The sequence below is a fragment of the Paenibacillus sp. J22R232 genome (genome assembly GCF_056269165.1).
Genome location: NZ_JBWDNK010000009.1, coordinates 102,030 through 121,988, shown reverse-complemented (window position 1 = coordinate 121,988; position 19,959 = coordinate 102,030). Strand labels below are relative to the sequence as shown.

The 19,959-nt window shown below is 50.4% G+C and carries 15 protein-coding genes and 1 pseudogene; 15 read left to right on the top strand and 1 reads right to left on the bottom strand.

The window, feature by feature from the left end; all coding sequences use genetic code 11:
• Positions 1-128 precede the first annotated feature (128 nt).
• The 10 genes from AC0YN3_RS23090 to AC0YN3_RS23045 all read left to right on the top strand — a co-directional run bounded on the left by AC0YN3_RS23090 (position 129) and on the right by AC0YN3_RS23045 (position 13,346).
• Positions 129-1,457, top strand: coding sequence for an extracellular solute-binding protein (locus tag AC0YN3_RS23090; protein WP_475777302.1), 1,329 nt, complete (start codon positions 129-131; stop codon positions 1,455-1,457).
• Positions 1,458-1,492: 35 nt separating this feature from the next.
• A complete protein-coding gene (locus AC0YN3_RS23085) occupies positions 1,493-2,383 on the top strand; it encodes a carbohydrate ABC transporter permease (protein WP_139993136.1) in 891 nt (296 codons plus the stop codon).
• A 53-nt stretch (positions 2,384-2,436) separates the two neighbouring features.
• Complete coding sequence (locus tag AC0YN3_RS23080; RefSeq protein ID WP_175598084.1) at positions 2,437-3,252, top strand: carbohydrate ABC transporter permease; 816 nt, start codon at positions 2,437-2,439, stop codon at positions 3,250-3,252.
• Between the two features lie 59 nt (positions 3,253-3,311).
• Positions 3,312-5,096, top strand: coding sequence for a cache domain-containing sensor histidine kinase (locus tag AC0YN3_RS23075; protein WP_475777301.1), 1,785 nt, complete (start codon positions 3,312-3,314; stop codon positions 5,094-5,096).
• Positions 5,093-6,268: a response regulator transcription factor gene (locus tag AC0YN3_RS23070; RefSeq protein ID WP_475777300.1), complete on the top strand. Its 1,176-nt coding sequence runs from the start codon at positions 5,093-5,095 to the stop codon at positions 6,266-6,268. Before AC0YN3_RS23075 ends, AC0YN3_RS23070 begins: the two co-directional genes overlap by 4 nt.
• Positions 6,269-6,305: 37 nt before the next feature.
• Positions 6,306-8,126 carry an S-layer homology domain-containing protein gene (locus tag AC0YN3_RS23065; protein ID WP_475777299.1) on the top strand — a complete coding sequence of 607 codons (1,821 nt, stop codon included), beginning with the start codon at positions 6,306-6,308 and terminating at the stop codon, positions 8,124-8,126.
• A 15-nt stretch (positions 8,127-8,141) separates the two neighbouring features.
• Complete coding sequence (locus AC0YN3_RS23060) at positions 8,142-10,439, top strand: hypothetical protein (protein ID WP_475777298.1); 2,298 nt, start codon at positions 8,142-8,144, stop codon at positions 10,437-10,439.
• Positions 10,440-10,566: 127 nt separating this feature from the next.
• Positions 10,567-11,568 carry an N-acetylglucosamine kinase gene (locus tag AC0YN3_RS23055; protein WP_475777297.1) on the top strand — a complete coding sequence of 334 codons (1,002 nt, stop codon included), beginning with the start codon at positions 10,567-10,569 and terminating at the stop codon, positions 11,566-11,568.
• Entirely contained in the window at positions 11,565-12,881 is a 1,317-nt protein-coding gene (locus tag AC0YN3_RS23050; RefSeq protein WP_475777296.1) for a 6-phospho-beta-glucosidase, read from the top strand. Before AC0YN3_RS23055 ends, AC0YN3_RS23050 begins: the two co-directional genes overlap by 4 nt.
• A 270-nt stretch (positions 12,882-13,151) precedes the next feature.
• Positions 13,152-13,346: a DUF2188 domain-containing protein gene (locus tag AC0YN3_RS23045; protein ID WP_475777295.1), complete on the top strand. Its 195-nt coding sequence runs from the start codon at positions 13,152-13,154 to the stop codon at positions 13,344-13,346.
• A gap of 198 nt (positions 13,347-13,544) precedes the next feature.
• Here AC0YN3_RS23045 and AC0YN3_RS23040 read toward each other — a convergent pair whose 3' ends face one another.
• A complete protein-coding gene (locus AC0YN3_RS23040; protein ID WP_475777294.1) occupies positions 13,545-14,195 on the bottom strand; it encodes a YitT family protein in 651 nt (216 codons plus the stop codon).
• A 153-nt stretch (positions 14,196-14,348) separates the two neighbouring features.
• Here AC0YN3_RS23040 and AC0YN3_RS23035 point away from each other — a divergent pair, with 153 nt between their 5' ends.
• From AC0YN3_RS23035 to wsfD, 5 genes and pseudogenes are all read left to right on the top strand, one after another.
• On the top strand, positions 14,349-14,789 hold the full coding sequence (locus AC0YN3_RS23035) for an Lrp/AsnC family transcriptional regulator (protein ID WP_475777399.1): 441 nt from the start codon (positions 14,349-14,351) through the stop codon (positions 14,787-14,789).
• A gap of 455 nt (positions 14,790-15,244) precedes the next feature.
• A pseudogene (locus AC0YN3_RS23030) lies at positions 15,245-16,516 on the top strand (family 8 glycosyl hydrolase); the annotation flags it as partial.
• Positions 16,493-17,044: a CBM96 family carbohydrate-binding protein gene (locus AC0YN3_RS23025; protein ID WP_475777398.1), complete on the top strand. Its 552-nt coding sequence runs from the start codon at positions 16,493-16,495 to the stop codon at positions 17,042-17,044. The pseudogene AC0YN3_RS23030 and the gene AC0YN3_RS23025, both read left to right, overlap by 24 nt.
• Before the next feature lie 261 nt (positions 17,045-17,305).
• Positions 17,306-18,247 carry an aldo/keto reductase family protein gene (locus tag AC0YN3_RS23020; RefSeq protein ID WP_475777293.1) on the top strand — a complete coding sequence of 314 codons (942 nt, stop codon included), beginning with the start codon at positions 17,306-17,308 and terminating at the stop codon, positions 18,245-18,247.
• Positions 18,248-18,456: 209 nt separating this feature from the next.
• Positions 18,457-19,890 carry a glycan biosynthesis hexose transferase WsfD gene (gene wsfD, locus AC0YN3_RS23015; protein WP_475777292.1) on the top strand — a complete coding sequence of 478 codons (1,434 nt, stop codon included), beginning with the start codon at positions 18,457-18,459 and terminating at the stop codon, positions 19,888-19,890.
• Positions 19,891-19,959: the final 69 nt, after the last annotated feature.

The following is a 19,959-nucleotide window of genomic DNA, read 5'->3' as shown; positions in this document are numbered from 1 at the left end:
AGGGGTGTTTTCTTTACATTTCTATAATAATTGAACATTCTCCCTATAGTTTACGCATAGTCAGTGGAGGCGGGCGGGGCCATAATTGTAGATAGGAATGACAACGTTCGACAAGGGGGATGAAAGGTTTGAATCATGCAAAACGAAAGTCTGCTTTACTGCTGATGTGCAGCCTGCTATTCGTGTTGACCGCATGCAGCGGAAACAATGGCGGCACGGAGCAGCCAACCACGGCCGTCAAGGAAGGTGGGGAATCCAAGAAACAGATTACCCTGACCTTTCAAAATCATTATCCCGATGCTACCGATGTGCAGCATAAGGTGATGAGACAAATTACGGATGATTACATGGCAGCTAACCCGAACATCAAGATCGAAGTCGATTCCCTTAATATCGACCAGCAAAAAATTAAACTAAAAACGCAAGCGGCATCCAATGATATGCCGGATATTACGGTTGTGAACGCAGCGGCGCAGATGGCGCCATTCGTCGAGGGCGGCAAGCTGGCGCCTCTCAATGATATTCTGGACCGTGACGGTCTCGGCGCCAGCTTTCATAGCGGCATTTTAGATTACTATACGTTCGATGATAATGTGTACGCGCTGCCAGATGGCAACAATATTGCCGTCATTTATTACAACAAAGAACTGTTTGAGCAGGCGGGTGTAGCTATCCCAACGACCTTTGACGATTTGATCCAGGCGGCAGAAACGTTTAACGGCAAACAAATTATCCCGATGGTAGTCGGCGAGAAAGAAACATGGACGGGTTCCTACTTCTTCATGAATATCCTCCTTCGTCTGGCGGGTCCGGGCTACTTGAGCGATGTTCAAGCGAAAACGAAGGATTTCATGGACCCTGCGTTTGTTCAATCCGTGGCAAAGTTCCGTGAGTTTATCGAAGCTAAGGGCTTCCAAGAAGGGGCGACATCCTACGACTACGATTCGGCGGAGAGCCTATTTACTTCCGGCAAAGCGGCGATGTATTTCATGGGCACTTGGGCGACCGGGGCCATGGATGACGCGGAAATCAAAGGCAAGGTTGGCGTATTCCCTTTCCCTACGGTAGACGGTAAAGGCGATCTGGATGAATACATGCTGGGGCCGGGCACAGGCTTTGCTTTGTCGGCGAACAGCCCGCATTTGGAAGAAGCGAAGGATTTTCTTCATTATTTCATGACGAATTATCCGAAGGTATCGTTTGAATTCAAAAACGCGGTTGGCGTGGCGCAAGTCGTGCAGGGGGATTTTGCACAGGCTGGGTATTCGCAGCTGGCAATTGACGTACTCGATATTTTCAAGAAGGTAAAAGGCGGAGATATTGCTTTCGATAATACGATGGATCCAAGTACGACGCAGACGCATCTCAACAGCATTCAAAATCTGTTCGTATCCTCCATTCCACCGGAAGATACCGCTCGAGAGCATCAAAATGCATTTGAAACCAACAACCAGTAAACGAAACCAGCTCATGCAAGGGAGAGGATAATTCGATGCACGCCGCCAAAATTTCAAAACTGACCCTTTCGGTTTTCGTTCTCCCTTGCCTCATCTTATATGTGGTGCTCGTATTCGTACCGATTTCCGTCGCCGCCTATTATTCCTTGTTCCAATGGAACGGCATCGGAGAGAAGCTGTTCGTTGGCCTATCCAACTATTCAACGATGCTGGCTCATGATCCTGTCTTTTGGCCATCGGTATGGAGAACGATCATGTTTGCTTTCTTCTCCATGGCTGAGATTCCCATCGCCTTGCTCATTGCCGTGCTTCTGACCCGTTATGTGCGCAAGCCCAATTTCCTCGTGTCGAGTTACTTTCTGCCGGTCATTCTCTCGGTGGTCGTAATCGGGCAGCTTTGGAAATCGATCTATAATCCGGCTTCTCTTGGCGGACTGCTGAACAATGCGCTTGATTTCGTAGGTTTGGAATCATGGACGAGAACGTGGCTTGCCGATCCCGAGGTATCGATTTTTGCATTGTTCTTCGTATCGCTCTGGCAGTATCTGGGCTACCATATTCTGATTCAATTCACCGGGATACAGAATATTTCGCAGGAGGTATACGAAGCAGCCAAAATCGACGGGGCGGACGGCTGGAAAGCAGACCGCTACATCACGTTCCCGCTCGTCGTTCCCGTCTTCAAAATCTCGATGGTTCTAGCCGTAATCGGCTCCTTGAAGGTATTCGACATGGTGATGGTAATGACCGCGGGCGGTCCGGCACACGCGACCGAGGTGATCTCGACCCATATGTATAACAAGACATTTGCGGCGCTGGAATACGGGTACGGGAGCGCGATCTCCATCTTCCTGGTTATCGAATGTTTGCTCGCAACGGTGCTGCTCAATAAATTGTTCAAAAGCTCCGAGGATAGCATGCAGTAGCTGCACATGCACGGGAAGCAAGGGAAGGAATAACAGGCAATGAGGTGGACCGAATGAGAAAAATCGCGGTATGGATATTGTTTTCCGTTCTATTTGTATCACAGGTGTATCCGCTGGTGTGGCTGCTGCTTTATTCATTCAAGACGAATAAGGAGATTATGTCGGGACAATTCCTGTCGCTGCCAGCCACGCTGCAGTGGGATAATTACTCCTCGGCTTATACCGCGGGACATTATTTGCAGTATTTAACGAACAGCCTGATCGTGGTGAGCATTACGCTGCTGTTCACTCTGGTATTAAGCGCGATGGTATCGTATGCCATTACCCGTTTCAATTGGAAATGGGGCAAGGCAGTCATGCTGCTCTTCCTGATCGGCATCATGATTCCCATTCAATCGACGCTGCTGCCGCTGGTAGTCATTTTCAAAAATATCGGCATTCTGAATACGCATCTCTCGCTCATTCTGCCGTATATCGCCTTTGCGATTCCGATCGCGGTGTTTATACTATCCGGCTTCTTCCGGACGGTGCCCCGTGAAATCGAAGAGTCCGCGAGCATGGATGGGGCATCGGTCTATCGCATTTTCTTTAACATTATGCTGCCGATCATTGCTCCTCCGCTCATGACGGTGACGATTCTGACGTTTATTGACGTATGGAACGAGTATATCCTGGCTTCGACCTTCATTTCTAAAATAAGCTTAAAAACGCTGCCTTTCGGGATTTACAGCTTCTTCAGCCAGTATTCAACGAATCATGGAGCCATTGGAGCCTATTTAATAATGGGTGCAATACCAGTTATAACCATTTATTTCATACTGTCTGAAAAAATAACGAAAGGAATGGTTGCAGGAGCGATAAAAGGCTGAAATATCGTGTTATAATGCGGACATTATTCATTATATTGCGACGAAAAAGGTGTTCAATAATGATGACAATGTTCAAATTCCGTTCATTCGGCACACGGTTATTTCTTTTATTCTCTGCATGTTCGTTCTGCCTGCTTATCGTCTTTTCATTATCGTATTCGAAGCGCTCAACCGAGCAAATCAACAGCATGCTTGGCGACGCGGCTTACAAAAACGTGTCCCAGGCACGCGAGCATGTCGAGTTGCTCTTGAAGGGCTATGACAGCTTAAGCCGATCGATCGTTACAAACACCGATATACAGCGCCTGCTCGGCAAGAAAGAGTCGAACTCAGCGGTTAGGGCAATCAACGAGAGGACCATTACGAACGCGCTGGGATCAATCTATTATTCTTGGGACGATGTTCTGGGCATCCACCTGTTTAATCTGGACAATGGCTTGTACAGCTATGGAAGCAGTACGCAAGTGATCGACCCGGACTTCGCCAGCCGGGCGTGGTATGAGCAGATTAAGCAATCGGCAGGAGAAACCGTATGGATTGGCATGAGGCAGCATTCGGTTATCGATCAGAACGAGAAGGGGCCCGTATTCATCTTTGGAAGAAAGCTGACGGACTTGCACAAATCCCATTCGATTGGCATGGTGCTGATCGAGATTAAGCCGAACGCGCTGCAGACGATTTTGAGCAATATGAATGTCACAGACCATTCGATCTCGTTTCTTGCTGAGTCGGATAAGGTCATCGCCCATCTGGATGTATCCTTGCTTCAGTCGAAACCAAGCTTCATGCTGCCCATGATCGAGAACGCTACGTCCAGCCGTTTTGTCGCGGGTGATGAGCAGATTGTCGTGTCCAAGCTGAATACGAACAACTGGTATGCGGTAAGCGTAACGCCGGTATCCGACTTGACGGTCGAGATCAATACGATCCAACGGTTATTAACCGGTCTGACGATCGGCTTGCTGGTGGTATCACTCGTATTCGCCTTGCTGGTCTCGGTTACGTTTACGGCGCCGCTCAAGCAATTAATGCGGCATATGAGACTGGTTGGCCAAGGAAGGTTCGAGGAAGCCCCGGTTTTAAAATCGTTCAAGGAAACCGAGCTGCTGACCGAGGGCTTCAATCAGATGGTTCGGCGCATTAACGAGCTGATTGAACGAAACAATCAGGTGTCCGAGAGCGAGAAAATCGCACAATTGAATGCGCTTCAATCCCAGGTAAATCCTCATTTTCTCTACAATACGCTCGATATGGTGTATTGGATGCTCGATGAGAAGGACAACGAGTATTTAGGCAATGTCGTGTTAGCGTTATCGAGCATTTTTCGCTACAGCAGCGATTGGTCGAATGGCTCCTCAGCGACGCTAGGGGAAGAAATGGAGCAGATCAGGCGCTATGCGCTCATTACGCAGGCACGTTTCGGAAATAAGCTGAGATTCGAATTCGAAGGCGAAGAGTACGGTCTCGATCTGACCCTGCCGAAAATGACCCTGCAGCCGATCGTCGAGAATGCCGTCATACATGGCATTGGCCATGCGGGGAGCGGAGGGATTGTCCGAATTGCGGTCGCTCGCATTGACCAGAATATCGTCATCACCATTGAGGACAACGGCATCGGCATTGCCCCAGAGAAGGTTGCCGTCATGAATGAGATGTTTGAAAATTCAGTACCTTTGAGCGGGCGATCCGGCGTAGGCCTCGCAAATGTTCATCGCAGGCTGGCCTATCGATTCGGGACAGCTTACGGGCTTACGGTCCGATCTGCTGTTGGCCAAGGCTCACAGATGATTATCACCTTGCCATTTCAAGGGATTCGGCGTGCAGACAGGGAGGCGGCGTTATGAGGATTCTGATTGTGGATGACGAACCGACGATACGCAATGGGGTGAAGCGGACGATTGAGGCTGCCTTTCCGTCGGCCATCGTGCAAACGGCCGATTCCGGGGAAGCGGCGCTGCCTTGCCTGCCGGAGGTCGACATCGTTTTCCTTGATGTAATGATGCCGGGAATGGGTGGGCTTGAGCTGCTGCGGGTTGGGAAAAAAGACTACGAGGACATTCGATGGATCGTCATCTCCGCGTATTCGGATTTTTCCTTCGCCCAACAGGCACTTCGCTACGGAGCAAAAGATTATTTGCTGAAGCCGGTCGGCAAGCAGAAGGTCATTGAATTGCTGCAGGAGGCAGATGAAGCGATACGTGCCGAACGCTCACTCAAAGTGGAGCTTGAGCAGCTTGACCGCCATATCCACTATATTCGGGAAGCCGTATTCCAGCGCTGGGCCTCGGGACTTGATACCGGCCACTACGATATGACTCCGATTGCACGGGAATACGTAGGCAGCAGGCTGATTATGGTCAGCCTGCTGCCTGAGGAGGATACCCGCAGAAGGCATCTGCTGGTGGAGGAAACGCTGACAGCGTGGATGAGCAGCTGCGGCAAAGGATTTTGCGTCAGCTTCGGGGAGCGTTCGTTGCTAGGCGTGTTTCTCGCTTCCGCGTCGTTCAAGGACGGGGACATGCTTGCCAAGCTGCAAACGGAGCTGAACCAGTCCTTGAACGGAGCGTTCCGGCTGCAGGTTTCACAGCCGGTGGCCGCTTTTGACGATATCCCTAAGCAGGTCACGCTCATGCAGGCACAAGCCGATGAGACGGTAGAAAAGCTAAGCCTGCCTGAAGCGAACAACAATGTAATCGTTCAGACCGCGCTGAAGTATATTCAGGACAATTACCAGAATAACCTGACGCTCGAGAAGGTCGCAGCCGCCGTATATTTGAATCCCGTCTATTTCAGCCATTTGTTCAAGCAAAGCAACGGGATGGGCTACAAGGAATATGTCATTCAGCTTCGGATCGAGCAGGCTAAGGAGCTGCTTAAGCATTCGACCTGCAAAATAACGGATATCGCGGAGCGGGTCGGCTACCAGGATATGCGGCATTTTACGCAGGTATTTCGAAAAGCGGTGTCCATGACCCCTAGTGAATATAGGCTTCAAGAGAGTAAAACAGGTTTTTAATCAATAGGATTTCAATAGAAAACAGGAGGGATCGTAGATGTTGAGAAAAATCGGCAAACCGGCAATCGTCCTTACGACAGCTTGCACGTTATTATTTTCCGTTGCAGCTTTCGCCGCAACAGACGGCAGCTCGAAGCATTGGGCTTCGGACACGCTGCAGGAATGGGTTTCGGAAGGGCTTCTAAAAGGGGATGCAGCTGGTAATTTGAATGAAAACCAATCGATAACGAGAGCCGAATTCGTGGCCTTGGTCAATCGTGTATTCAATTACAGCGACACCTCCTCGCAAGTCTTTGCGGATGTTGCCGCAACGAAGTGGTATGCGGACGAATTTTCCAAAGCGTTTGCCGCAGGCATCGTACAGGGTGACGCTTCGGGCCTTATGAAGCCAACCGCGAGCATTACGCGGGCGGAGGCCGCGGTCGTGCTGGCGAATGCGTTCAAGCTGACTGCGCAAAACGCCAATGCCTATAGCGGCTTCAGCGACGGGCAAGCGGTTGCGGCATGGGCGCAGGATGCGGTTAGCGCTTTGCTTGAGAAGCAGTACGCACAGGGAAGAACGGGCAATCAATTTGCGCCATCGGCGAAAATTACGAGGGCGGAAGCCGTAGTGATGATCGATAACGTGATGGGCTACCTGATTCATGCAGCTGGGACCTATAACCGCGATGCAAGCGGAAATGCGGTATTGAATATAAGGGATATTTCGCTTAATCAATCTAAAATTGCCGGAAATCTATATCTGACTTCGGGCATTGGAGAAGGCGATGCAACGTTGAAGGGGGTCGCAGTCAAAGGCAACCTTTATGTGGAAGGCGGCGGCGTCAACAGCGTCACGCTTGATGGCACGACCGTCGGAGGACAACTGGTCATAAACCGCAAGCAGGCACCGGTTAGAGTCGTCATCAGAGGGGAAAGCTCTTTGTCTAGCCTTGTCTTCCAGCGCTCCGGCAAGCTGGTCATTGAATCGCCTAATACGGTTGGCACAGTGACGGTGGCTCCTTCTGATTCTACGGCAGTCATCAGCATTACGGGGAAGATCAAGCGGCTCGTTATTGAAAGCGGAGCTGTGGTAGACCTGAGCAACGCGGAGATTGAGGTACTGGAAATCAAAGGCACCGGCGCAGGTGCATCCGTAACGGTAGACGCATCCTCGCAGATCGGCAAAGCATTGCTAGGCGGCGCCTCCTCCATAAAAGGAACAGGCAAGGTGAGAGAAGCCGAGATTCAAGCAAGCGGCGTTACGATTGAACAAAGCGTGAGCACCGTTAACGTGAAGGATGGCTTGACGGCGATCGTGAATGGCAAAGAGGTGAAGGGAACAGCGAACAATACTGGCGGCAGCACGGGCGGCGGGAATTCGGGCACGACGCCGACACCTGGAGTTACGCCAACGCCGACAGCGACACCAGCTCCAACGGCAACAACGGAGCCAACACCAACAACTGAACCGACGGCGACTCCAGTTCCAACTCCAACACCGGATCCTGTAGGCACAGTGAAATATTTTAGCTTTACAGATCAGAAAGTGCCTGTGAAGCTTAGAAACTATCACCTCGTGCTGATCGGCGAAAAAACGCTTGATTACACGATGACCCTACAGCCATCGATTTTCCCGGTTAGCGATGACGATATCGTTGCTTCCGTATTGGATACGGACGGGAAGGTATGGGTAGCCTCGGCCAATGAGCTGACAAGGTTCAACATTTATGAGCAGGATGCGGGCAAAGTCGAGGTTTTCCGCCAGGATGAGCATTTCAAGGGCGAGATTCAAGCGCTGCTTGTGGAAGGCGATGTCATTTGGGTGCTGACGAAAGATTCCGTATCTCAAATCAAATATAAATCGTCCATAAAATAACGAGGAGGGCTCACGATGAAAAGATGGACCAAGTCAATGGTATCGGCCGTTATTGGCGCCAGCGTATTCGCTTCGATTCCGCTCAGCGCCTTTGCTGCCACGGCAGCCTTGCCTAGCGCTAAATTTGCTCCCGTCGCGTTAGAGGAGCGGGCTCAGAAAGACATGAAGTATTACAGCGCTTCGGAATTTTCGGCGCTAGCTGACAAAGACGCGATCCTAGCCGGCTTTGCGGCATCCTTGGTGATACCTAGCGATTTGCAGGTGCTTAAAGTGATCGGCGAGGAGCAATTGACGGCATTCGTGCAGGATGGCGATACCCTTTGGATTGGAACGAAAAGCGGGGTTACGCGCATGAATTTCAGCGAAGCGGATACGCGTGATTACGTGCAGTATTTATCAGGCCCCCGCTACCTCTACAATGGCGATGACGTCGTAACCGGGCTTTACAGCGACGGCAGCAATGGCGTCTGGATCCAGAACGCCAAGGGCGTCGTCCATTTGGCTATGGAAAATAAGACGCTGAAGGAAAAAGCGGATATTCAGGAAGATATCATGAAGACGGTCAATGACCGTAACGGAATGATTCCGGATCAATATTATTCGATCGTAAATGGACAATATGTGGGCAAGCCAAGAACGAATGACAATGACGGCTTATGGACAGCGGCATATGCCATTGGCGAGATTTTCCGTTACCAGACAGCACTGCGCGAAGGAAACGAGCAAGAACGCGTGGAGGCTAAAGCTGCTGCAACAAGAGCCACCAAGGCGGTACTGCTGCTGAATCAAATTTCGGGCCGCGCAGACGGTTTCCCGACGCGTTCCTACATCGTGAAGGGGGAGGAGCAACGCAGCGGCTTATGGTTCGAAGTGAAGGAAGCCGGAGCAGGCGGATACGCGCTTGCGGTGAAATCACGCGAGGCTGTTGGCGATAAAGGCGCTGAAAACTTTCAGATTACCGATCCTGACTTAATCCTTGAAGCGAAGCAGGCTTACGAGACGATGACCGGAAGAACGTATGATGCGGATTGGGGAACCAAAAATTACTACGGTCCGGATTGGATTTATCCTGTCGTATTCGACACGACGGTGTCTGGTCCGCGCAATGTCGGTTACTTGGAGCCCGGCGTCGCTTGGCGCTTGAAGTCCGATATCAATGAGGATCTTGATCCGATGCTGGCGGCCTTGTACCGCGACATGGGCATATCGGATACGGACATCATTTATAAGGTAGATACGTCGGCGGATGAGGTGCTGGCCCATTTCAGTCTCTTCTATTACGCAGACCGCTATTTATTCGACGGATCTTCCAGTGAGGATGCTCACTTGAAAGAGCTGACGGTCCAATTCGCAGACCGGATGATGAACCATATCCTTACGAATGATTTTAGAATCGTGGACGCGCATGGCAATTCCACGACATGGTCCAAATGGTTTGCTTCCTATTTCCTGAAGGATGATCCGGAAAATCCGGGGGAGTTTGCTTATGGCTATGAAGACGGGCCGCTGAACGCGATTGAAATTATGAGCTTTTTGAAAACGACGATGTATTTAACGAAGGGCAAAGCGGATTACAGCGAGCACTATGCGCAGTATGAGCAAGCCTATAATAATCTGTGGAATTACAGCTACGATGGAACGGAAAACGGCAAAGGATACATCCACTTCGCCAAGGAGCATTTGCAGCGGAGACTGGATATCGTTCCTCGCGATTATATGGAGTTCGACGATTACAGCTCTGATCCGGCTAGGATCGAAGACATCGTCGCCCGTCAGGACGTGACGCTGTCCGTTAACTACTCCGATGAGCATTTGTTTACGATTTCGTTCATGCCATTGATCGAACTGGAACTGGAAGAGGACCCAGGCTCCAGCCGGGTGAAGGATTTACGGGAAATTTTGGACCAATGGTGGGTAAATATGAGCCGCGAGCTCAATCCGCTGTACACGTTCGTCTACCAATTCTCGAATCAGGATAACACGGATGTCGACCTGGAGTCGGCGGTATGGATGATGTACCGCTCGCCGCAAATTCGCATTGAGCTGCCGGTGATGAATTCAACCCGCAAGGATGTGCTGCATCTAGATGATTTCAGCGCAAGGGACGAAGAGGAACTGCTGCTTAACCGCGTGCTTCCGCCGGATGAGAACAAAGTATACAAATACAACAAAAATCCGTTCGTTGCGGATGAGAATGTTAGTGACGGCGTATATGGCGGCGTGGATTACAATGATGGATACATGAGCAATTCAACGGCCTTTACGCTTCCTTATTGGATGGGCCGATACTACGGAATGATCGAAGGCGAATAAAGGTTTCGGTAACCTGGCCTGGGCGCTGTCGGTCGTCATGACTGAATAGCCGTCCAGGCTTTCTTGTTGCCTTGAACCGGCTGCTTCTGCCACACCAGCAGAGCTGCAGCCGAATGCGCTTACGGCCATGAGGAAAGAGGGGATTGTTATAGCTATCGTAATGGGGGTTGACGGCGGCGGCAGCAAAACGTATGCCGTCATCGTAAATGATCAAGGCATCAAGCTAGGGGCCGGATTTGCAGGCTGCGGCAATCATCAAAGGATCGGCGTGGATGCGGCATTAGGTCATATCAAGCAAGCTATTGATTTGGCGCTGGAAAAGGCGGGTCTCCGCATGGACCAAATTGATTTTGTGCAATACGGACTTGCTGGAGCCGATCGCGCTATCGACTTTTCGCTTTTATTGCCTGCACTGGCTACGATTCCGTTCAAAAGCTGGGACGTTGTCTGCGATACGATGATCGGCTTGCGGACGGGCAGCAGGAGCCATGCCGGTGTCGTGCTCGTTTGCGGCAGCGGGACGAATGCGGCCGGACGAAGCAGCCAGGGGGAGATCGTCCAGGTAGGCGGCTTTGGCGAGCTGTTCGGTGACCGGGCAGGCGGAGAGTATTTGGCCGCGGCGGCATTTCAGGCTGCCGTTCGCTCATGGGAGGGCCGTGAAGCAGGTAGCAGTCTGACGGATTATGTTGCGGCTTACTTTGGCGATGACCATTTGGGCACTACCATTGAGCGGCTGCTCGACGAGGACATTTCCAACGTGCCGGAAGCACTGACGATCGTGCTGCATGAAGCGGCCGCTGACGGAGATTCGCTCGCTATCGGGCTGCTGAAAGATACGGGAAGAGAGCTTGGGCTGGCAGCAAACGCCGTTATCCGCAAGCTGGGCGGAAACCAAGGCAAACCGATTCCGATCGTGTTGATTGGCAGCGTGCTTCAAAAGGGGCGCAGCCCCCACTTGATGAATGAGCTGCAGGCGACGCTGCGGTCGGAGAACAACGATGATCAACTCGTCATTCCAGAAATGGCGCCTGTATATGGCGCGGTATTGCTTGCGCTGGAGCGGGCGGGCATTCATGGGACGGAATCGCTCGAACCTATTTTTGTACAATATGGAGGCTATCAAGAATGAAACATAAAGATTTGAAGGTCGCGGTTATTGGCGGAGGCTCCTCGTATACGCCGGAGCTTATGGAAGGGTTTATTAAAAACTACGATCAATTTCCGATTAAGCAGCTTTATCTTGTCGATGTGGAGGCAGGCGCGGAGAAGCTGCGCATAATCGGCGAGCTGGCGAAGCGGATGTTCGAGAAGGCGGGGCTTGCAGTCGATATTCGCGTCACTCTCGACCGGCGTGAGGCGATTAAGGATGCCGATTTCATCAGCACGCAAATCCGCGTAGGGCAGTTGGCGGCTCGTTCGCTCGATGAGCGCATTCCTGCCGAGCTCGGAATGATTGGGCAAGAGACGACCGGTGCTGGCGGCTTCGCCAAGGCGCTGCGCACCATTCCGGTCATTCTCGATATTTGCCGCGATATCCGTGAGCTTGCGCCGGATGCCTTTCTGATTAACTTTACCAATCCGGCAGGAATCGTAACGGAAGCGGTGCTGAAATACGGAGGCGTAAAAACGATTGGTTTATGCAATTTGCCTATTGGACTCCGCAATCAGATTGCGGAGCTGTGCGAGGTTCCGGTGACCAAGGTACAGTTGGAATGGGTGGGCATCAACCATCTGAACTGGACTACCCGTATTATCGTGAGGGGCGCGGACATTACGGAGCAATTTCTTCGTGAGATGGCTGGCGCGGGCGGAATGACCATGAAAAATATACCCGATCTGGACTGGGACCCGCAATTTTTGCAATCGCTAGGAGCTTTGCCATGCGCCTATCACCGTTACTATTATTTGCGCGATGAGATGCTTCAAGAGCAGTTCGCGGCGATGCAGTCCGTTGGAACGAGGGCTGAAACGGTCATGCGGCTGGAAGATGAGCTATTCAAGCTGTACCAAGACCCTCAGCTTGCCATTAAGCCTCCCCAGTTGGAGCAGCGGGGCGGAGCTTTCTATTCCGAGGTAGCGGTTAATCTGATGACGGCAATCTATAACGACAAAGGCGATATCCAAACGGTTAATGTACGGAATAATGGCATTATTGCCTGCTTGCCGGATGATGCCAGCGTAGAGGTCAATGCGATTATTGATGCTGAAGGAGCGCATCCAATCGCATTATCCGAGCAACCGGGACCACAAATTCGCGGACTACTGCAAGTGGTAAAGGCCTACGAGGAGCTGACGGTCGAAGCAGCCGTTCACGGCGACTACGATAAGGCGCTGCAGGCGCTTTGCATACATCCGCTGGTAGGCTCGGTAGCGGCAGCGAAGCAGGTGCTTGACCAATTGCTCGCGGCACATCACCGCTATTTGCCTCAATTTTCGATGTAGAGGATACGGGCTGAAATATAGAGTGAAAGTGAAACCTATATAGAACCGCGATAATAAACAGCCGCTATCCTGCATATTTGCAGGGTAGCGGCTGTTTACTGTGTCAGTGGGAGCCTGTGCCTCAGCATATTACGAACAATAGCCTTCTGAGGCCGTTTTGCTGTTAAATCTGTTTAAGCACGACACCCATATGGGTAAATAATAGCAGCTTATGCTGGCTGCGGCGCGAGCTGCAAGCTTGCGAATCACGATAGGAAGGAGGGATAGCAGATGCCTTGGACAAAAGACGAGTACCCCGATTCGCTGAAAAATTTCATGGCTCCTGTCCGGAATAAAGCGATCGAAATTGCCAACGCGTTATTGGAGGATGGCTATGAAGAAGGCAGGGCGATTGCAATCGCCACGGCTCAGGCCAAAGAATGGGGCGAGAACCGGGATAAGCAGATCCGGAAAAAGAATGCGTAGACGACACCTATGCCCGTCATTCCATCGAGCTATAGGAATTGGCGGGCAGCCCGCGGATTTTCATTAATGGGATTGATCATATAAGCCATTAATCGTACATGCGGCGAATGAATGGACAGCAACCGAGTAGAGTATGAAGCGGCAAGGAAAAGCTGATCGCGGGAGGACACCCGCGATCAGCTTTTTCATTTACAAACGTTACTGGAGAGCGGACGTGGTACTGGGCAAGGGCTCTGCTTTGGCAGATTCGGTGCGCTTTCTCTTCTTTTTATAAAAGGATAATACGCCGGAGGCGACGGCGATAGAGAGCGCAGAGTACAGCCCGCTCGTAAGCGAGAATGCGGTTAGGCTGGTGATGACGACTAGAAGATCGAACGTAAAGTTGATTTTGCCGGGATTGATTCCGTAATTTTTATGCAAATAAATCGCTAGAATCGTCGCACCGCCCAATGAAGCGCCATTTTTGAACAGAGCGGTAATGCCGGCACCGATTAATGCCCCGCCGGTAAAGGCCCCAAGCAGCGGAGGAAGCGTGAATGCGGGCAATACGCTGTCCATGCTGCTAAACAAGGAGAGAAGAACGATGGCTAGGATGGTTTTGATCGTAAAGGGCTTGCCCATGTAAAAGTAGGAGAACACAAAAAACGGAAGGTTGAGCAGAATGAACAAATAGTGGAATTGGACATGGATCAGAGGGGATATGCTTAAAGAAAGTCCCGCCGTGCCTCCGGTAACGATATGCGAATGCTTCAAGATAACCAGACCACTGGCCGTAACGAGACAGCTTGCTGCAAAATGAAGCCATTTCCTTCTGTTTGCCTTCACTTTGTCGGTTGACTTCCTTGCCATATCGCATGCACCGCCTGCTTGAGTTTGTTCATTTAAGCATACAAAACAAGAGGAAACGCTTATATGATAAACTGAATGAAATTTATGTGAGTTTATGTAACATTGAAGAAAATAACAGCATTTGGTCTCCATTGTGAAGGAGGAATAGATATGATTGATCCAATTGACAGAGCGCTGCTCCAATTGCTTCAGGAGGATGGACGAATGACGGTAAGCGAGCTGTCCAAGCGACTCTCCCTTAGCCGCCCAAGCATATCGGAAAGACTGCTTCGACTGCAGGAGAAGGGCGTCATTACGGGATTTGGCGCAAGGGTGTCGCCGGCCGCGATCGGGAGAAACATTCAGGTCATCATACAGATGAGTGAACTGAAGGTATTCCCGACAGCATTTGAGAAGCGAATTATGAATGACGATGAAATTATGGAATGCCATCGCGTAACGGGTACGGTCAGCTATATTTTGAAAGCGTCGGTTACGGGGATGGATGCGCTAAGCGAGCTTGTAGAGCGGCTTATGCCCTTCGGCAATGTCAATACATCGGTTATTCTCTCCTCCCCAGTGATGAACCGGAGCATACTTCCGAAGGAGGGATAGGCTGAACATTCGTATCCTCGGAACGCATGGATTTCCGTTGCCGATTCATACTTCGGTCCATGGGTAGGCAGCAAAGCCGGTTCGCAATGACGGGAACGAGCATGGATCGCTTAACAGGTGCTTAGCTTAGCAGCTAAGCGTCTGTTTATAAGGCTAGCGACATTAAGGTGGGCATTAATCGCGTTCATCTCCCATACGGCTCCACGGCAAAGGGCATCGGTTAATGTGATGGGGCATATCCTTCAAGTGAATGTATAACCGTTTAAACTTTATTGTGACCGCTCGACAAATACCGCGTCATTCTAGCAAACATATGATTCGAATTACATCTATTTCCTAGGTAAAATGTGTGATAGAATCACTTTCGAGCGCTCCCTTTACGCAGCTTGCATATAACTTCGGTTCTTTTTATTTTAAAAGTTAAAGCGCTTAAACAATTTTAGGGAGGAATAGACATGTTTCAATCCGTTTATCGAACGATTTATACGTGCAAGAAGGCGGTTGCCATTGGGCTTGCCGCGATCGTGCTCGCAAGCTTTGCGCCGCTACCGAAGCCATTTGCGGATACGGTGCACGCAGCAGGCGAGGCAAAGCCGTTTCCGCAGCAGGTGAATTATGCGGGCATCATTAAACCGAATCACGTCACGCAAAGCGCTATGAATACTTCGGTCTCCTCGTATTATGATTATTGGAAGGGTAAGTATCTGAAAAATAATTTGTCCTCTCTTCCTGGCGGTTATTATGTGAAGGGAGAAATTACAGGCGATGCGGACGGATTTACGCCTCTCGGCACCTCCGAGGGACAGGGCTATGGAATGGTCATCACAGCGCTCATGGCAGGTCATGACACGAATGCGCAGACGATATACAACGGATTGTTCAAGACTGCCCGCGCTTTCAAAAGCTCCGTCAATCCAAGCTTAATGGGCTGGGTTGTAGCTGACCACGCGAACGCGCAAGGGCATTTCAGCTCGGCGACCGACGGGGATTTGGATATCGCTTATTCGTTAATCCTTGCTCACAATCAGTGGGGGTCAGGCGGCACGGTGAACTATTTGTCCGAAGCGACAGCAATGATAAATGCGATTAAGCAAAGCAATGTCACCACAAGCAACCGGTTGAACTTGGGTGATTGGGATTCTACGAGTGCATCGCATTCCCGGCCATCGGATTGGATGCTAAGCCATTTCCGCGCGTTTCATGAGGTCACTGGCGATCAAACTTGGCTGAACGTCATCAACGCTCTATATACGGCTTACTCCCAAGTCAGCAATGCCTACGCCTCGACAACGGGATTAATTTCCGATTTTATCGTAGACCAGCCAGCCAAGCCTGCACCGGAGTGGTATTTGGACGAATTCCAGCAAACCAATCAATACTACTATAACGCCGCTCGGGTACCTCTAAGAATGGTCATGGATTATGCGCTATATGGCGACGCGAGAGGCAAAACCATCGCTGACAAAATAGCGGTTTGGATTAAAGGCAAGACAGGCGGTTCGCCATCCTCCATCACGGCAGGATACACATTAAGCGGAAATGCCTTGAACAGCTATGGCACAGCGGTGTTTACCGCTCCGCTGGTATCGGCCGCAACAACGAGCACGAGCCATCAAGCTTGGGTGAATGCGGGCTGGGACGCGATAAAGAATAATAAATCGGATTACTTTAGCGATACGTACAACTTAATGAATATGCTTTATTTGACCGGGAATTGGTGGAAGCCGACAAGCGGTGGCACTGGCATTGGAGGTACGACACTTGCTGTTATTGAGGATAGCCACGTAAGAGGCGGCACGTACAGCGCAGATATCTATGGGGCGCAGACGGTTATGACGGTGAAAAAGAGAGATTCCAACGCGTCTTACGTGCGGGAAGCCTATTTGAAATTTAATAAGGCAGCGGTAACAGGGACAATCAACTCGGCGAAAATCAAGCTCTATGTAGAGAATTTGCATAGCGCGTCACTAGCGGTGCCTATGCGGGCATATGGCATCAGCAATCAGTCATGGAGCGAATCGACGCTAAAATATACGAACCGGCCAACAGAGGCCGGCACCTCGCAGGGCTCGGATACGGCAAGCGCCGAAGGCGGCTATGTCTATTTGGATGTAACCTCTTTCGTTCAAAGCCATGCAGGCAGCTTGATCTCGTTCCGTATCGTCGGTTTAACCGAGGATGTTGGCGTCGATGTCGCCTCCAAAGAGAATGCCACGGCATCTAAACGGCCTGTGCTGCTCATTAATGGGGGATAACCGCATCATTGCAAAAGCAGGTAGGACACCCGGCATGCCGGGACTAGTCCTTCCTGTTTTCGTATGTTTATAGGAGAAGCGTGATTGGTTGTAGTTGGTTAAAGGAGTAGTTACGCATGATATAGTATCTATACTCCACGCTAGATAGTGATGTTTTTTTCCCTTCTTCCCTATAAGTAACAACTTCTCTAGAATAAAGAAGCAAGCCTAGATAGCGCTTTGATGGCTTGCGAGCATCGAATAACGAGGAGCTGAGTAAAAATGCAATTTCGTCATTTGGGAAAAAGCGGTTTGAAGGTTAGTGAAATTAGTCTAGGCAGCTGGTTGACATATGGCGGATACGTTGAGCGCGATCATGCCGTGAAAGCAATTCAATCGGCATATGGACTTGGCGTCAATTTTTTTGACACGGCAAATGTGTACGAGCGAGGGGAAGCAGAGAAGCTGCTGGGCGAGACGCTGCGGGCATTCCCGCGCGAATCCTACGTGCTCGCGACGAAAGTATTCGGGGAAATGGGCGAGGGGCCTAATGACCGCGGATTGTCGCGCAAGCACATTATGGAGCAATGCCATGCCAGCTTGAACCGCCTTGGTGCAGATTATGTGGATTTGTACTATTGCCATAGGCATGACCCGAATACGCCGATGGACGAGACGCTTCGAGCGCTGAGCGACTTGGTTCGGCAAGGGAAAGTATTATATGTAGGGGTAAGCGAATGGACGGCTGCTCAAATGGTAGAAGCGCATGCGATTGCGGATCGCTACTTATTGGATCGTATCGTTGCTAACCAGCCGATTTATAATATGTTTAATCGTTATATTGAGAAAGAAGTCATTCCGTATGGCGAACGCGGCGGAATTGGCCAAGTTGTATTCTCTCCGCTGGCTCAAGGCCTCCTTACCGGCAAATACAGCTCGGTGAGCGATATTCCTGAAGGCAGCCGTGCTTCGAAGCTGGAAGGCATGCGCAAGGGAGTGACGGAGGAGAAGATTGCCAAAGTCATTGAGCTAGGCCGGGTGGCGAAGGAGCTTGAGCTCACGGTAGGACAGCTTGCCTTGGCTTGGATTCTAAGACAGCCTAACGTAAGCAGTGCGCTGGTAGGCGCAAGCCGGCCGGAGCAGGTAGAGGAGAATGTGAAGGCTTCGGGAATTAAGCTAAGCGCGGATAGTCTAGCCCGCATTGAACAAATACTGGGTGCATAAGAAACCGGGAGCATAACGATAGTCGCTTTGCAAGACTGAGCCGCCTTTAGATTCATAAAGGCGGCTTTTTTTGCTCTGTGCAAGTTGGGCAAGCTTGACGATTGTCTAAGGCAGGGGTACGATTGAGTTTAATGTTTCCTTCTTTACTAGATTTTAGGTGTGCCATGCACCGGAGAAGGAGAAGTTGATAGGGTAGGAGAGAGAGAGTGATGAGAAAGCTTTTTGCTATCGAAAATGTATATGTAGTACTAGCGTCTTGCATCGCGATATGGCTGCTTTTCGGAGGAACGTTTATCGGAGTGGCAGACAACGGCGATTTTCTACGAATGATGGGTTCGGCCGGATTGAATTATTATGATGAATTGGAGTCGTATGAGGATCGCTTTTTTGGTTATGCGCATGCATACTTTGCATATGATCATTTTTTTCGAGGCTTTTATCCGTCTACGCAGTTTATTGTTGTAACGATAGCTAGGTTTATTGGAAAATTGTTTAACGGATCGGCGTTTGACGTTCGGATTCTTGGCGGTATTTATGCAGCATTGTTGATTGCGGCAGGCTATCTTATTATTAAATACAACAAGACAAAGTCGGTTGTTACGGCAGTTGTGCTGGCGCTGCTCATGCTGCTTGTCTTCTCTGATATTGGGTATGTAGCTTACTTCAACTCTTTGTTCGGGGAGCCAGTGTCATTTGTATTCCTTTTAGTGACGATCGGTCTCGGACTGCTGCTTACGAAGCAAGAGGAGCCTTCCCGCAAGACACTGGTGCTTTTCTTTGCAGCCATTCTGTTTCTTGTTTGCTCCAAAACGCAGAACGCGCCGATTGGCGTAGGCTTTGCCCTTCTTGGCCTACGGTATGCTTGGCTCAAAGAAGACAAAAGCTGGCGCAAGCTCGCGATTATCCTGTCCGCAGCGACTTTCCTTGCTTCTATTGTCATGTATGCAGCGGCGCCGAAGGATTTCAAGCATATTAATATGTACCAAACCGTATTTTTTGGCATTTTGAATCAATCGCCGGACGTGGAAGGAGATTTGAAGGAGCTTGGGCTGCCTAGCCGATTGTCGGTGCTTGCAGGAACGAATTATTTCCAAGGAGACACAGCAATTAAGCAGAATGATCCATCCTTAAAGGCGGAATTCTATGACCGAATCTCGCATATGGACGTATTGCTCTTTTATCTCAAGCATCCTGCCAGGCTGATTAGCAAAATGGAGTATGCCGCGGAGAACGGGATGACCATAAGGCCTTACTACTTAGGCAGCTTCGAGAAATCAGAAGGCAAGCCGTCAGGCGCGATCGCATACAGCTACAGCACTTGGAGCGAGTTCAAGCGCCATTATATGCCAAACGCATTGTGGTTTATCGCGGTTTTTTACGGGCTATATTTCGCGGCGGCAGCCTTCGAATGGCTGCGGCGTTATGACAAGCGTTCCCGTATTGCGGTTGAGCTGATGCTATTGCTTGGCCTGACCGGAATATTCAGCTTTCTGATCCCGATTCTTGGCGATGGCCAAGCGGATATGGGCAAGCATTTGTTCCTGTTCAACGTCGTATTCGATATGATGCTGGTTGCAGGAGTCGTGTGGCTGGTGTACCAGCTGGTTTGTTTGGCTTCGATGCGAAGCAGCCGCAGAATGTAGCTTTATATGAAAGAGTACGGAAGCGCTGAGGGCTCCCGTACTTTTTTTGTGAGGGGTGCAGGGCTCAAC

What these genes read in the sequence shown, in the direction of transcription:
- AC0YN3_RS23085 (WP_139993136.1), top strand. Translation starts at nt 1,493, where the DNA reads ATGCACGCCGCCAAAATTTCAAAACTGACCCTTTCGGTTTTCGTTCTC.
- AC0YN3_RS23080 (WP_175598084.1), top strand. Translation starts at nt 2,437, where the DNA reads ATGAGAAAAATCGCGGTATGGATATTGTTTTCCGTTCTATTTGTATCA.
- AC0YN3_RS23075 (WP_475777301.1), top strand. Translation starts at nt 3,312, where the DNA reads ATGATGACAATGTTCAAATTCCGTTCATTCGGCACACGGTTATTTCTT.
- AC0YN3_RS23070 (WP_475777300.1), top strand. Translation starts at nt 5,093, where the DNA reads ATGAGGATTCTGATTGTGGATGACGAACCGACGATACGCAATGGGGTG.
- AC0YN3_RS23065 (WP_475777299.1), top strand. Translation starts at nt 6,306, where the DNA reads ATGTTGAGAAAAATCGGCAAACCGGCAATCGTCCTTACGACAGCTTGC.
- AC0YN3_RS23060 (WP_475777298.1), top strand. Translation starts at nt 8,142, where the DNA reads ATGAAAAGATGGACCAAGTCAATGGTATCGGCCGTTATTGGCGCCAGC.
- AC0YN3_RS23055 (WP_475777297.1), top strand. Translation starts at nt 10,567, where the DNA reads ATGAGGAAAGAGGGGATTGTTATAGCTATCGTAATGGGGGTTGACGGC.
- AC0YN3_RS23050 (WP_475777296.1), top strand. Translation starts at nt 11,565, where the DNA reads ATGAAACATAAAGATTTGAAGGTCGCGGTTATTGGCGGAGGCTCCTCG.
- AC0YN3_RS23045 (WP_475777295.1), top strand. Translation starts at nt 13,152, where the DNA reads ATGCCTTGGACAAAAGACGAGTACCCCGATTCGCTGAAAAATTTCATG.
- AC0YN3_RS23040 (WP_475777294.1), bottom strand. Translation starts at nt 14,195, where the DNA reads ATGGCAAGGAAGTCAACCGACAAAGTGAAGGCAAACAGAAGGAAATGG.
- AC0YN3_RS23020 (WP_475777293.1), top strand. Translation starts at nt 17,306, where the DNA reads ATGCAATTTCGTCATTTGGGAAAAAGCGGTTTGAAGGTTAGTGAAATT.
- wsfD (WP_475777292.1), top strand. Translation starts at nt 18,457, where the DNA reads ATGAGAAAGCTTTTTGCTATCGAAAATGTATATGTAGTACTAGCGTCT.